This is a genomic window from Streptomyces sp. NPDC004065 (genome assembly GCF_044903565.1).
Lineage (GTDB): Bacteria > Actinomycetota > Actinomycetes > Streptomycetales > Streptomycetaceae > Streptomyces.
This window is the reverse complement of sequence record NZ_JBJDQT010000034.1, coordinates 18834-32785: the sequence shown is the minus strand read 5'-3', so window position 1 is coordinate 32785 and position 13952 is coordinate 18834. Positions and strand designations below refer to the sequence as shown.

Genomic DNA, 13952 nt, shown 5'->3' with positions numbered 1-13952 from the left:
CCCACAGGTCGCGCCGGGCTCGCGCATCGCCGCGCCTGGGACCTGGGCCCCGCGCCGGGCCCGGCGCGGGGTGTCAGCGGCGGCCGCAGGCGCGGCTGTCGAGGAGTTCGGAGATGCGGTCCGGCGGGACCGGCCGGGAGTACAGCCAGCCCTGCCCCGTGTCGCAGCCGATCCGGCGCAGCCGGCTTGCCTGGTCGGAGGTCTCCACGCACTCGGCGGTGACGCTCAGGCCCAGCCGGTGGGCGAGCTGGATCATCGCCTCCACGATGACCTCGTCGGCCGGCTCGGCCTCCTTGCGCCGCGCTTCCTCCTGCTCCCGTTCTTCCTGCTCCCGTTCCTCCTGCTGGAAGCCCCGGACGAAGGAGCCGTCCAGCTTCAGTACGGAGACCGGAAGCCGGCTGAGGTAGGCGAGGTTGGAGTAGCCGGTGCCGAAGTCGTCGATGGCGATGTGCACCCCCATGTCGCTCAGGGCGCGCAGGGCCTGCAGCGGCCGGCCCGCCGAGCCCATCACCGCCGACTCGGTCAGCTCCAGTTGCAGCAGCTGCGGGGCCAGCCCGGTCTCGGCGAGCACCTCCGCCACGTCCGCGACCAGGTCGGAGTCCCACACCTGACGCACCGCCACGTTGACGCTGACGAAGATCGGCGGCGCGTCCGGGTGGTCCAGCTGCCAGCGGCGGGCCTGACGACAGGCGGTGGCCAGGATCCAGCGGCCGAGCGGCACGATGGAGCCGTCCTCCTCCGCGAGCTGGATGAACCGATTCGGCGTCAGGGTGCCGAACTGCGGATGCCGCCAGCGCACCAGCGCCTCCACCCCGCGCAGCCGCCCGTCGTCCATGCCCACCAGCGGCTGGTACTCCAGCGTGAACTCGCCCCGCTCCACGGCCGCGCGCAGGGTGGAGACCAGGGCCTGCCGGGTCATGCGGTGGGCGTTGCGCTCCGGGTCGAACAGCGTCCAGCGTGCCTTGCCGTCCGCCTTGGCCCAGTACAGCGTGGTGTCCGCGGCCTGCATCAGCGCGGTCGCGGACGTCCCGGCCGCCTGCCGCTCGACCACTCCGATCGACGCGGAGACCGACAGCCGCCGGCCGGAGATCTCGAACGGCGTCTGGAGGGCGGTCAGCACCGACTCGGCCAGGTCCGCCAGTTGCTCGGTGCCGGTGGAGTCCTCGACGAACAGCGCGAACTCGTCGCCGCCCAGCCTGGCCACCAGCGGGGCGCTCGCCCGGCCGTAGCCCGCCTCGTCGGCGCAGCGCGTCAGCCGCTCGGCCACGGCGGCGAGCAGCCGGTCGCCCACCCGGTGGCCGAGGGTGTCGTTGACCGCCTTGAAACCGTCCAGGTCCAGGTAGCACAGGCCGATCCGGCCGGTGCCGCCGCCGTCGTACGACTCCGCCTCCAGCGCGGCCGACAGGCGTTCGAAGAACAGGGTGCGGTTGGGCAGCCGGGTCACCGGGTCGTGGTTCTGCAAGTGCCGCAGCCGTGCCTGGAGTTCGCGCCGTGCGCTGATGTCGGCGAGGGACAGCAGCACCCCCCGCGACTCGGAGGGCAGCGGGCAGACGGTGGCCTGGACCCACAGGGAGCGGCCGTCGGGACGTTTCAGACGGCGGGTGCAGCGCATGCGGGCCTGGCGGCCGTGCAGCACCTCGCGATAGGCGTGCCAGGCGCGGGCGTCGGAGGCCAGGTCCAGCAGGTCGGCGGCGACCTGCCCGGCGAGCCCCTCGGGACCGGCGCCGAGCAGCGCGGCGAAGGAGTCGTTGGCGTTGAGGACCAGTCCTTCGGGGTCGACGACCGCCATCGCGAGCGGCGCGGCCCGGAAGGCCGAGCGGAAGGGACGCTCCCCGGCCGGGGACTCGGACGGGTCGGGTGGCTCGGGTGAGTTGGGGGGCTCGGGTGACTCGGACGAGTCGGGTGGGTCCGGAGACTCGGCCGGATCGGACGCCAGGGAGTCGGGTGGATCGGCGGACTCGGCCGGATCGGGGGATGCGGCCGGGGAGTCGGGCGGACCGGGGCACTCGGCCGGGGATGTGGCCGGATCGCGGGGTTCGGCCGGGACGCCGGGTGGTGCCTTCGGCTGGGCCGGGGCGGTGAATTCCGCGGAGGCGGGCGGGTGCTGGGCCGTTCGGGTGAGGCCGGGTGCGGGCGGGGGGCCCGGCGGTGGCTCGGCGGGGAGGGCGAGCGGGGCGGCGGGCGCGGTGGCGGCGGCCGCTCGCGCGCCCGGCGCGGCCACGACCGCATCGGCACCCGCGGCCTTCAGAACATCACCCTGTGTGATATTCGACCCGATGAGGTCTGCCGCGGGCGTCGGCCCTTCGGACGTTCCGCTCACCGCTCGCTCCCGCAGTGCACTCGTTCTTCGTATCGGTCTCGTCGGGTGGCCGGCCGGGTGACGATCGGCCGCCCGGCCCGTGTCCGCGCAGGAAGTGCCAGGAAAGTGTGCCGATCATAGAGGGCGGCACCTGGCCCCTTCCAGCCACTTGCCGGTCCCGTGTGCGGACCGGCCCTCCCGGCAGATCGTTTCTGCCCGCAGCTGGACGGGTTCTGCAGGCGGCCGACCACTTGTGACGTTCCGTGAGCGGTCCGGGGGTGTCGCATCTCACGGCCCGCGCTCCGGAGCCGTACCTCGTGAACCCGCACGTCTCACCCTTCCGGTGCAGACAAACAGGGCGTACCCCTACAAACTCGCACAGGCTGGGTGCGGTGTCCCCGCGAACCGCACCCGGAGGTTCCCCGTGCCGCGTCAGCTCCCCCTGAAGGCGCTCGGCCGTGACGCCCTCAAGGCGCTGAACCGGGGCGGGGCGCGACCCCGGCTGCGCAGCACCGCGGCCGTCTTCACCACCCTGTCCGCGGTCGCCGCCACCTCGATCCTGAGCGGCCCGTCCGTCGCCGAGCCGTTCTCGGCCGCGCCCTGCGCGCTGCGGCGCACGGACGCGCACCACTCGGAGGGTGTGGACACCTGGAACGCCTCCTACGCACGCCCGACCCGGGCGCTGGACGCCGTGATGGTGTTCCTGTCCTTCCCCGACTCGGCCCCGCTCACCACGCCCACCGAACTGGCCGCCGACCATTTCCCGGCCACCAGCCGCTACTTCGAGCAGGCGTCCTACGGCAGGTTCACGCTGCGGGCGCATCCGCTGGGCCACTGGCTGCGGATGCCGCGGCCGTCCACGGCCTACGCCATGCACCGCGACTGGGGTGCCGGGGACCGCGCGGCCTATCTGCGCGACGCGCTCGCCGTCGCCGACCGGGAGGTGGACTTCTCCCGCTACGACGTCGTCTACCTCGTCGCCGACCCGGACGCGCCGGGCGTCGACTCGGACGCGACGAAGGTGGTCAATCTGGACACTCCGGTGCGGCTCGACGGCCGGGACCTCCGGCGGGTCGTCACGGTGTTCGAACGGCATCCGCCGGACCGGCTGGTGCTCGCCCATGAGACCGGACACGTCTTCGACCTGCCGGACCTGTACCACCGGCCGGCGGACGGCAAGGGCGACTGGGACACCTTCGTCGGCGACTGGGACCTGATGGGCAGCCAGTTCGGGTTGTCTCCGGACCTGTTCGCCTGGCACAAGTGGAAGCTGGGCTGGCTGGACCCCCGTCAGGTGGTGTGCGTCCGCGGCACCGGGCCGACCCGGCTGACCCTGGAGCCGGTGGAGGCGGGTCCGGCGGACGCCGGGCAGCCGATGACGGCGGCCGCGGGGGCGCCGCCGTTCGGGCTGGGCGGCGGCACGAAACTGGCGGTGGTGCGCACCGGGGCCGGCAGTGTGCTGGCCGTGGAGGCGCGGGCCTCGCTCGGCAGCGACACGGCCGGATGCCGGCAGGGGGTGCTGATCTACCGGGTGCGCAGCGAGGCGGAGTCGGGCGGCGGGCCGGTGCAGGTGATCGACGCCCATCCGCGCACCGAGGCCTGCTGGGAGGAGTCCGTCTACCCGCCGCTCGCCGACGCTCCCGTGGGCGAGGGGGAGAGCTTCACGGTGCCGGGCGACGGCGTCCGTGTGGCCGTGGAGAACCGCACGGCCTCGGGGGCGTACACGGTGCGCATCACGCCCGGGTGAGTGCCGGGGGAGAAGGAAGGCAGGCGAAGGAAGGCAAAGGTGCGGGAGGCGGAAGGTGCGGGAGGAAAAGGCGAAGACACCGGAGACGAAAGATGGCGAGACACCGTCCGCGTCGTCCGCGAACACGTCTCGCCATCGTCATGGTGCGCCGCCAGGGACTCGAACCCCGGACCCGCTGATTAAGAGTCAGCTGCTCTAACCAACTGAGCTAGCGGCGCCTGCTGACGTCGTAGACCTTAGCATCCTGATCGGCGGGAGGAAAAATCGAAATCCGTACCGCCGCCCGGGCTGCCCGCACGGCCGCCCAGAGCAGGACCTCCGGGCCCGGCAGCCAGGGGTGCCGGGTGTCCGGGGCGACGAGCCAGCGGGAGCCGCCGCGGTCGTCCGGGGCGGACTTCCCGGCCGGGGCGGGGACGGTGACCGCGTCGCCGTTGCCGTGGCACAGCAGCGGGGGCACGCGGGCCGTGCGGCCGCCGTCCGCCCGGCCCTGGGAGCCCCACTCCTCCCACTCCAGCAACGAGGGCAGCCGGTACGCGGTGCCGGGCGCGGCGAACAGCAGCATCCGGCCGCGGTGGACGGCCACCGGACCGGACCCGGGGCCCTCGGTCCACAGCCGGTCCAGCATCCGGCGGCCGAAGATCGCCGGTGCGTTGACCACGTCGAACGTCGTGCCGCAGGGCAGCACGACCGGCGCGGCGGGGCGCTCGCGCCAGTGCGCGAGGGTGCTGCGGGGATACGTTCCTGCCGAGGCCAGCCAGGCGGCGCCCTGCGCGGTGACGCGGGAGGCGTCGCTGTGCCGGCCGGCCGTCCGGTCGAGGCGGTCGGCGGAGAGTTCGTTCCCTGTGCGGCTCATGGCGCTTACATCTACCCGCCGTGAGCGGGCACTCTCACAGGGTTGCGGGAAATCGGGACAGACGGGAGGGAGGGGGAGTATCTTGCCCGCCCGGCATATGCCCCGGGGCTGGTACGGCCCGCCCGCGGGCCGCGGCTCACACCGGGTCGGCGGGGTTGGCGTGGACGCCGCCCTCGGCTCCGCGCAGCAGGTCCCGCCCGAAATCCACCATCTTCTTGGCGTAGTCCTCGGTCCACTCCGCCCGCTCGGCGATGTCCGCCGGGCTCAGCCGGTCGAATCTGCGCGGATCGGCCAGCTGCGCCGCCGCGATCGCCTGGAACTCCACGGCGCGGTCCGCCGCCGCCCGGAAGGCGAGCGTCAGCTCGGTCGCCCGCGCCAGCAGCGCCCGCGGGTCGTCGATCGACTCCAGGGCGAAGAAGTGCTCCGGGTCGGAGGCCGCCGCTGCGGGCTCGAAGAGCAGGGGCGCGGGGCGTAGCCGCGGTTCGTTGCGACGCGGCGTGGGCTCCGCCATGTCTTCTCCTTCTCGTGCGGTCGGGGTGGCGCCCCGGTGCGAGGGCCACCCTCCATTCTCCCGCGCCGGTGCAAGAGGGCCTCGCCGCGGCGAGCGCCCAGGAATCCTTCAAGGCTTCCGGGCCGCCCGGTGTTCCCGCCGGGGCGCGCGGTCTGCCCGCCGGGGCGCGCGGCACGGCGTGGTCCGGGTGCCCGCCGCGCCGGCCGGGGACGCCGGCCGTGTGCCGGTCACGGACTCCAGCTCACCCGGTGTTCCCGCAGATGCGCCAGGACGGCGTGGTTGGCCTCCCAGCCGTCCGGGAACTTCACCGTCACCCCGAGCTGGACCGGCTCCGTCGACGGGTGGTCGTCGAGGAGTTCGCCCACCCCGGCGCGGCAGACCACGACGCAGGCGTGGCGGTGGCGGGAGGCCAGGACGCACAGGCGGCCGGTCTCCAGGTGGAAGGCGGTGGCGTCGGGGCGGCCGGACAGCGGGTGCAGGACCACCGTGACGTCGAACTCACGGCCCTGCAGCCGGTTCGCCGTGTCCACGGTGACCTCGCGCACCCCCAGTTCGGCGAGGGCGGACCGGACCGCCGCGGCCTGGTCCCGGTGCGCCGTGCCGACGGCGATCCGGTCCGCGGTCAGCGGCGCCGGGTCGTCCGGGGCGCGCTCCGAGACGGTGGCGCCGCCCCGCTCCAGCAGCCGCGCCACGACCGCCGCCACCGCCCGCACCGCCTCCGGGTCCGTGCGCGGGGTGTGCCGTGCGGGCAGCTCCAGCAGGCCCCAGCCCGATACGGCCGCCTCGTCGATCACCCGGTCCGGTCCGGAGCCGTCCGACCGGACCGCGAACGTCAGGCGCCGGTCCCCGGGGCCGGTGCCGCTGCGGAACGGCGTGTACGGGTAGAACGCGTCCGACACCAGCGGCGCCGCCGACGCCGGGAGCCGCCAGGACACCGGCAGCCGGTGCTGGGGCAGCTCGGGGTTGTGCGCGAGCAGCGTGGTCACGGCGGACGCCGAGGGGTCGTAGGACAGCCCCGCCCACTGCTCGCCGCCGACGATCGAGAACGGGTCGAGCTGGCCCGGGTCCCCCACGAACAGCGCCCGCTCGAACAGCCCGGCCACGGCGAGCAGCGCGTCCGAGCGCATCTGGTACGCCTCGTCGACGATCGCGTGCCGCCACGGCGTGTCCGTCTTCACGTGCGCCCACTTCGCGGCGGTCGACAGCACCACGTCGAGCCCGGCGAGGTCGCCGGCCTTCGCGGACTTGCGCACGTTCGGCAGGTCGTCGAGCGCCCGGTCGCAGGCGTCGGCGTCGCTGCTGTGCAGCCGGCCCACGGGCAGCTCGGGGTTCTTCTCCGCGAGCCGCAGCACCAGGTCGTCGACCTGCGCGTTGGTCTGCGCCACCACCATCAGCGGCCGGCCGGCCGCCGCCAGCTCCAGGGCCGCGCGCACCACGAGCGTCGACTTGCCGGCGCCGGGCGGGGAGTCGACGACGACACCGCGGTGCGTGCCGTGCAGGGTGTCGCGCAGGATCGCCTCGGTGGCGCGGGCCGCCGCCGACGACGGGTCGGGAACCGCGCGCGGGCCGGCCGGGCCGGGCGCGGGATCCTGCGCGGGGTGGACGGGGGCGGTCACAGGACGTCCTCCTCGGTCACCGGGTCGGGGGCCTCCGGCGGGCGGTCCTGCTCCGGCGGGCCGCCGTGGGTCCACGGGGTCTCCTCCGGAGCGGGCAGCTTCGCCCCGCCGCGCTGCTCGTGCTCGAACAGGGTGAAGCACAGCCGGTCGCCCTTCTCCGGCACGGACCCGGCCTCGGGTTCCTTGCCGCGGCCCATCCGGTCGAGCACCCGCAGGACGATCAGCGCCCCGTCCTCCTGGACGGCCACGCACTCGGCCGACTGCGGTTTCCCGGCCAGTGACCGGTACGCCCGGCCCCGCTCGGCCAGGTGTGGCCGGTCCTCCGTGCGCACGGTGACCAGCGGGCGCGGGCTGGGACGCCTGCCCTCGCTGTACGCCATGACCACGTCGAGGACCTCACCCTCGAACGCCTCCCCGGCCAGCCGCCGCCCCGCCATGACCAGCGGATCGTCCAGCGCCTCCTGGGCGTCCAGGCGGGCCTGCTCCCGCTCCCGCGCGGCCAGCTTGCCGGCCGCGGTGACCGCGTCGTCGCGGCGCGGCTGCGGCGGTTCACCGGCCAGCACGCGGTCGCGGTGCGCGGTGAACGACCAGCGGTCGCGCGTCCACCGCTCCGCCACGTGCGCGCCCTCCGGGAGGGCCCGCAGCAGGTCCAGGCCCTCCCAGACCTTGTCCCAGGTGGGCAGCGCGCACCGCTCGACGAGGGCGCGGATGTCGCGTTCGGCCGCGGTCAGGGCGGCCAGCCGGCCGTCCGCCTCCAGGCCGTCCTGCGCGGCGGCGAGGGCCGTGCGCGCGCGGTCGTAGCGCTCGATGGCGGGGGCGAGCAGCCTGTTGTCGAAGGCCGGGTCGGTGGCCGGGCCGGCGGGCGGGCACGCGAGCTGGCCGTCCGCGTCCCGGGCGACCTCCGCCCGCAGCGCCGCCTCGGCGCCGGTCAGGCCCGGCGGAGGGGCGATCCACGCCAGCAGCGCGCCCAGGTGCTGGTCCTCGAGACCGGACTGGCCGGTGGCCCAGTGCCGGGCCAGCAGGTCGCTCATCGCCAGCAGCAGCGAGGAGCCGGGCACCCGGGCCCGCTCACCGAAGTGGGTCAGCCAGCGCCCGAGCAACGGCACCCGGGGCGGCGCCGGGTACGGGGCCTCGGGGTCCTGCTCGGCGGTGCGGCGAAACCGCATGGAGCGCCCGAGCAGCCGTACGAAGTCGATGCCGGCGCGGCTGGGCACGATCAGCTGGGGGGCGTCCGCGCACAGTTCCACCTCGACCTTGACCCGCTTGCCGGTCTCCGGGTCGGCCTCGGTGCGCTCGGCGGCCTCGACCGCCCCGGCGCACGAGTCGATGTGGGGCAGCACCACGTCGGCCAGCTCGGCGAGGAACGCGAACCTCAGGTCCCGGTCGCGCGGCTGCGGCACGGCCAGCAGCCGCGGCGCGCCGCGGTCGGTGCCGACCAGCGCGCCGAGCGGGGCGCCCGCCTCGCCGGCGGTGGTGAGCGGCACGAACACCAGCGGCCGGTCCGACAGATGCCGGTGCCGGACGGTCGCGGCCGGCTGGGCCCGCCCGGCCCGCACCGCCTCCAGGCGGGCGAGGGTGTCGATCAGCGACATGCCGCCTCCCGCCCGGCCGCGCGCAGCGCCTGGGCCCGCAGGGCCGCCGCCCGGCGCAGCGTCGCCACCGCCGGATCGTCGGGGTCGCCGGCCTCGCCGTGGGCCGCCGCCAGGACGTCGCCGACCGTGGCCAGGCCGCCCAGTTCGGCGCGGACCGAGCGGCCGAGCGCGGTCACCGCGCCCTCGGCGCGGGACCGGGCGCGGCAGTGGAAGGCCAGTTCGCACGTGGCCAGGCACTCCGGCGCGTACGTCGCCGGGACCGCCTCGACCGCGGCGGTCAGCTCCTCCGGGGGCAGTTCGGGGGAGAAGCACACGCCCTCGGGGAGCGTGTCCGTTATGTCCTCCAGGCGGGTCAGCCGGGCCAGCTGCCGGGCGGTGACCGCGCGCTGCTTGCGCACGTCGACGGCGGAGGCCGTGGGCAGGTTGGAGAAGTCCTTCGGGCACACCAGCAGGACCCGGTGCCGTACCCGCGGGGCCGGGGCCAGCCGGGCGGCGACGTCCTCCAGCGCCAGCACGTACACCGCCGCCTGGCGGGCCGCCGCCCCGACCTTGGCGGGGTCCGCGGAGCCGTCCAGCATCGGGAAGGACTTGATCTCCACGACCGTCCAGCCGCCGTCCGGGTGCACCACCACCGCGTCCGGCTCAAGGAACGCGGGGGAGCCCGCCACCTCCAGGGCGAGCATCGGGTGGTCGAGCAGCGTCCAGGCGCCCGCCGCCGTCGCCTCGCGCAGCGCCAGCGCCGTACGCGCCGTGCGCCCCTCCGGGCCCTGCGCGCTCAGGTCGGGAACGCGGGGCTCCACCGGTGGTTCGGCGCCGGCGTCCATCGTCCGGTGCACCAGCCGCAGCAGCTCGGCGCCGCCGTCCGCCTTGACCTTCGCCTCGAAGGCGTTGCCCCGGACGAAGGCGAACTGCGACTGCCCGAAGACCGGGGGCGAACCCAGCGCGCCCGCCAGTGCCGCCTTGTCCACGCCCGCGCCGTCCAGGACGGCGCGCCGCCTGCACCCGGGGTTGGCGGCGAGTGCCGCCAGGGCACGGGCGTCCAGGGCCCGGGCGGCGACGCCGGGCCCGCGCAGCTCAGCGAGCCTTCCCCAGGCTCTCGACCTCGCCGGAACGGGGAAGTCCCCAGGCGGTGGCTCCGTCTGGCGCGTCCGTGGGGGCGGCACCCGGTTCGGCTCCGGGGCCGGACCGTGCTTCGCGCTGCCGTGGAATTCGCTCACCCGCCGAAGTCTGGCATCCGCCACTGACAACCGGGGAACGCGCGTCGCCCGGGCGCCCGGGCAGGACCGCGAGCCGCGCCCCCAGCGACGCCCACAGGCGGTCCGCGCCGCGCATCACGGACGGCGCGAGCAGCACGCCCAGCCCCATCACCGCCGCGCCCGCGACCGCGTCCAGGAAGTAGTGGTTGGCGGTGCCCATCACCACCAGCGCGGTCACCAGCGGGTAGATCACGGCCGCCGCCCTCGCCCAGCGCGTGCGGCCGTGGCGCCACAGCATGACCCCGCACCACAGGGCCCAGCCCACGTGCAGACTCGGCATGGCCGCGTACTGGTTCGTCATGCCGCCCAGGCCCCGGGGGGCGCTGGCCTCGCCGCCCCACCAGCCGTAGGAGCTGTAGTGCGCCATCGTGTCCACGAACCCGTGGCCCGGCGAGAGCAGGCGGGGCGGGCAGGTCGGCAGCAGTGTGAAGCCGATCAGGCCGATGAACGTCGACGTCATCAGCCAGGTGCGGGCGGCCCGGTAATGCTGCGCCCGCGTCCGGAACAGCCAGACGAGGACCGCGGGCGTCACCACGTAGTGCAGCGACGCGTACCAGAAGTCCGCCGGCACGCCGATCCACGGCTCCCGGGTGAACAGGCGGTTGAGGGGGTGCTCGGCGTTGAGGTGGAGCAGCTTCTCGGCGCGCAGGAGCGCCAGGCCGTGGTCGACGGCGCCGGCGACGTCACCGCGGGCCAGCAGCCGGCCCGCCGAGTAGCAGCCGTACACCAGCAGGATCAGCGGCAGCTCGGTCCACCAGCGCAACCGGGTGCGCGGAACCGCCTCGACGCCCGGTGCCGGTGTCTCGGTCTGCGGCATCCGATGCCCCTCCCCGTTCGTGTCGCTCGTCGTGGCACGGCCGTCCGGTCCCACCCGGACGGCCGTGCCACCCTACGGCCTGCGCGCCCGCCCCGGTGGGGCGCCCCGGCCCTCAAAGACGCCGGGACCGCCCCCGGGGTTGCCCCGGTACAGGGTGCGCGATGATGGAGGGGCTCCGCCCCGGAGTCCTCACTTTCTCCCTGGAAGGTCCTCATGGCACCGCGCGTCCTGCTGGCCCGGCACGGACAGACCGAGTGGTCGCTGTCCGGCAAGCACACCGGCAGGACCGACGTTCCGCTGCTGGAGGAGGGCCGGCGCGGTGCCGAACTGCTCGGTGAGCGGCTGCGCCGGGCGCCGTTCGACGGGCTGCCCGGCGCCGAGGTCCGCACCAGTCCGCTGGCACGCGCGCGTCAGACGTGCGAGCTGGCCGGCTTCGGGGCGCGCGCCGAGTGCTGGGACGCGCTGATGGAGTGGGACTACGGCGCGTACGAGGGCATGACGCCCGCGGAGATCCAGCGGGAGCGGCCCGGCTGGCTGATCTGGCGCGACGGCGTCCCGCGCGGGGAGACCCTCGCGGAGGTGACGGCCCGCGCCGACGAGGTGGTGGCCTGGGCGCGGGGCGAGGACCGGGACGTACTGGTCTTCGCGCACGGGCACATACTGCGGTCGATCGCCGCGAGGTGGCTCGGCCTGCCGGTCGCCTTCGCGGCCCGCATCCGCCTGAACCCGGCCTCGCTGTCGGTCCTCGGCTGGGCCTACGGCGACCCGGCGCTGGAGAGCTGGAACGACGTCGGCCACCTGCCGGTGTAGCCGCACCGCGCGGCACCGCCGCGACCGCGGCGACCGGGGGCGCGGCGACCGGGGGCGCGGCGACCGGGGCGCGTCGGTCGTGCGCGTGCGCTCACGCGGGTCGTGCGCGTGCGCTCACACCGGTCGTACGAGCGTGGTCACGCCGGTCGTACGGGCGCCGTCACACGGTCCGCGGCGCCGACGCGTGGCGTTCGAGGAACTCCGACACCCCCGACGCCCGCCGGTGCGGCAGCAGGACGCGCGCGGTGCCCGCCAGCATCGTCTGGATCCGCGACGACTGGACCTGGTCCAGCAGGTGCAGCACCCGCATCCCCGCCGACGCCGCCTCGTCGGGCCGCCCGCCGCGCGCGAGGTCGTCCGCCAACTCGGCGGTGTACAGCGCGATGTTCCGGGTGAAGTGCGGGTCCTGCAGATGCGCGGCCCGCCGGGCGTGCCGTGCCGCCCGCGGCCAGTCGCCCAGCGTGGACCAGCACTGCGCCTCCAGCCCCTCCAGCTCCGCCCGGCCGTAGAAGCTCATCCACTCGGGATCGGCGTCCGAGGAACCCCGCTCGTAGAGGGCCTGCGCCCGGGTGAGCGCCTGCGCGCAGCCGGTGCGGTCGGCGAGCCCCGCCCAGCCGCCCGCCTCGCGCAGCGCGAGCAGCGACATCAGCCGGTCGGACCCCAGCGTGCGCGCGACGCGCTGCGCGGCCTGCGCCGCCCGCACCGCCTCGCGCGGCCGGCCCGCGTCCCGGGCGAGGAAGGCCATGTTGCAGAAGGCGTGCGCCTCCACCGCCGCGTCCCCCGTCACGCGCGCGGTGGCCAGGGCCTCGGCGTAGTGCGAGCGGGCGTCCTCGAAGCGGCCCGAGTCGTGCGCCAGCCAGCCCACCGAGATGGCCAGTTCACCCGCGCCCGCGTGCAGGCGGTCGACGGTGGCCTGCCGGGTCGCCCCGGCGTCGAGCAGGGCGTACGCGGCGCGCAGGGGAGCCGCAGCGCGCCGGTACAGGCCGTCCGCCCCGTGCCGGTCGTCGAGCAGCCGGATTCTGCGGACGGCCTCCTCCAGGGCGCCGGCGTGGCTCGCCCCGGCACGGCGGACGGGGCGGTCCGCGGCCGAGGCGTCGATGGCGAGCCCCAGGGGGCCCAGCGAGGCGGCGGCCACCGTGGCGCCCCCCCGGGTCATGAATGCGCGACGCAGCACGTCGCTCTCCTCGTGGTCTTCGTGCGGGTGGTACGGGTCGTACGGGTCGTGCGGGTGGTGGTGCGGGTCGTGCGGGAACTGCGGCTCGTACGGATCCTGCGGTTCGTACGGGTACTGCCGGCCCTGCGGGTACTGCGGGTACTGCGGGTCCTGCGGGTCGGGCCGGTCCCGCGGGTCGGGCCGGTCCCGCGGGTCCCGCGCGTCGTAGGGGTGATACGGGTGGCCCGGCGCCCGCGTTTCATGCGGGGCGCGTTCCACGGTCACGGCGTACGCCGTGGGCGCGTCGTCCCCGGCCCTGCGCGCCGCCCGCCCGCGGACGGACGAGCGGGGCGCGAAGCCCAGGTCGGTGAGGGTGCGGCCGGGGAACATGTGCAGGAACACACGCTCGTAGGCGTAGTTGGGACAGCGGATCTCGCCCGCCTCCACCCGGCCGATGTAGCGCGCGTCACAGCTGACCCGCTCGCCGATCTCGCGCGCGGCCCGCCGTACCGCCGCGGCGAACTCGGCCGGCGAGCGCTGTCCGCGCAGGCGCCGGAAGGCGAGATTCGGCCGCGGTGGCCGGGGGGACGGGGACGAGGTCACCTGTGACGACGCCATGGCCGGGCCCTCTCGTGCGAACCGTCGAACCATGCCGGAGCGAGGAAGAGTTGACCGAATTGTCGGGTGTTCTCCCTGTTTCCGGCGAGCAAGAACGTACCGGCTGTGTCCGGTCCGCCACGCGGTGTTTGGCTACAAACCGGATATCTCATACGTGATCTGCCATGAAGTGCCATCCTTTGTGGCTGACTTGGGCCGTAGCCGTTGACGCTTTCGCGCGTTGTTCCCCGTGGACCGGGAGCCCCGACTCCCGACCCGCTCGCTCACGAGGAGGGGTTTCGTGGTGGAGGCCGGGATGGAGACCGACCGGAGTGCGGACACGGGCGCGCCGCCCGGATGCGACCTGGTGACCGTGCCGGCGCGGCAGGGACTGGAGGCGGTCGACATCCTGCGCCGCGGTGCGGAGGACTCGGTGGGGCCGGTGCTGCACGACGGCGGCGACACCCTGGGGTTCGTGGTCCCGGCGGGCACGGCCGCCGCATGGGACGTCCCCGGCAGCATCTGCACCGGGACGGACGGGCGCGGCACGACCGCGGTTCCCGAGCCGCCCGTGGAGGGCTCCGACTGGCTGGTCCCGCCCGGCGAGGCGGACCTCGCGACGGACCCGGCCGTGCTCCGCCGGGCCCTGGACGAGGCGGCCCGGACGATCAGGGCGGCCGACAGCTGCCGCTGACACCGGC

General features: G+C 75.4%; 11 protein-coding genes and 1 tRNA gene. 3 read left to right on the top strand and 9 right to left on the bottom strand.

All coding sequences use genetic code 11. The features are described from left to right. Positions 1-73: 73 nt before the first annotated feature. On the bottom strand, positions 74-1936 hold the full coding sequence (locus ACI2LW_RS28930) for a putative bifunctional diguanylate cyclase/phosphodiesterase (protein ID WP_404734237.1): 1863 nt from the start codon (positions 1934-1936) through the stop codon (positions 74-76). Between the two features lie 787 nt (positions 1937-2723). On the opposite strand from ACI2LW_RS28930, the gene ACI2LW_RS28925 reads away from it, so the two are divergent. Then, on the top strand, positions 2724-4046 hold the full coding sequence (locus ACI2LW_RS28925; protein ID WP_404734181.1) for a M6 family metalloprotease domain-containing protein: 1323 nt from the start codon (positions 2724-2726) through the stop codon (positions 4044-4046). Positions 4047-4187: 141 nt separating this feature from the next. Here the strand turns inward: ACI2LW_RS28925 and ACI2LW_RS28920 are convergent. From ACI2LW_RS28920 to ACI2LW_RS28890, 7 genes are all read right to left on the bottom strand, one after another. Further along, positions 4188-4264, bottom strand: a tRNA-Lys gene (locus ACI2LW_RS28920). Continuing rightward, the gene (locus tag ACI2LW_RS28915; RefSeq protein WP_404734180.1) at positions 4255-4899 is read right to left on the bottom strand and encodes a bifunctional DNA primase/polymerase; all 645 of its coding nucleotides are present in this window, start codon (positions 4897-4899) and stop codon (positions 4255-4257) included. Before ACI2LW_RS28915 ends, ACI2LW_RS28920 begins: the two co-directional genes overlap by 10 nt. Before the next feature lie 136 nt (positions 4900-5035). After that, positions 5036-5410: a hypothetical protein gene (locus ACI2LW_RS28910; protein WP_404734179.1), complete on the bottom strand. Its 375-nt coding sequence runs from the start codon at positions 5408-5410 to the stop codon at positions 5036-5038. Between the two features lie 227 nt (positions 5411-5637). Further along, a complete protein-coding gene (locus ACI2LW_RS28905; RefSeq protein WP_404734178.1) occupies positions 5638-7026 on the bottom strand; it encodes an AAA domain-containing protein in 1389 nt (462 codons plus the stop codon). Then, complete coding sequence (locus ACI2LW_RS28900) at positions 7023-8618, bottom strand: hypothetical protein (protein ID WP_404734177.1); 1596 nt, start codon at positions 8616-8618, stop codon at positions 7023-7025. The genes ACI2LW_RS28905 and ACI2LW_RS28900 overlap by 4 nt, the downstream gene beginning before the upstream one ends. Further along, on the bottom strand, positions 8609-9781 hold the full coding sequence (locus tag ACI2LW_RS28895; RefSeq protein WP_404734236.1) for a hypothetical protein: 1173 nt from the start codon (positions 9779-9781) through the stop codon (positions 8609-8611). Before ACI2LW_RS28895 ends, ACI2LW_RS28900 begins: the two co-directional genes overlap by 10 nt. After that, positions 9693-10691 carry a phosphatase PAP2 family protein gene (locus tag ACI2LW_RS28890; RefSeq protein WP_404734176.1) on the bottom strand — a complete coding sequence of 333 codons (999 nt, stop codon included), beginning with the start codon at positions 10689-10691 and terminating at the stop codon, positions 9693-9695. Before ACI2LW_RS28890 ends, ACI2LW_RS28895 begins: the two co-directional genes overlap by 89 nt. A 213-nt stretch (positions 10692-10904) precedes the next feature. Between ACI2LW_RS28890 and ACI2LW_RS28885 the strand changes: the two genes are divergently transcribed. Then, positions 10905-11501 (top strand): histidine phosphatase family protein, encoded by a 597-nt coding sequence (locus tag ACI2LW_RS28885; RefSeq protein WP_404734175.1) that lies wholly within the window; start codon positions 10905-10907, stop codon positions 11499-11501. Positions 11502-11661: 160 nt separating this feature from the next. Here ACI2LW_RS28885 and ACI2LW_RS28880 read toward each other — a convergent pair whose 3' ends face one another. After that, the gene (locus ACI2LW_RS28880) at positions 11662-13272 is read right to left on the bottom strand and encodes a hypothetical protein (protein ID WP_404734174.1); all 1611 of its coding nucleotides are present in this window, start codon (positions 13270-13272) and stop codon (positions 11662-11664) included. A 280-nt stretch (positions 13273-13552) separates the two neighbouring features. Between ACI2LW_RS28880 and ACI2LW_RS28875 the strand changes: the two genes are divergently transcribed. After that, on the top strand, positions 13553-13945 hold the full coding sequence (locus tag ACI2LW_RS28875) for a hypothetical protein (RefSeq protein ID WP_404734173.1): 393 nt from the start codon (positions 13553-13555) through the stop codon (positions 13943-13945). Positions 13946-13952 lie beyond the last annotated feature (7 nt).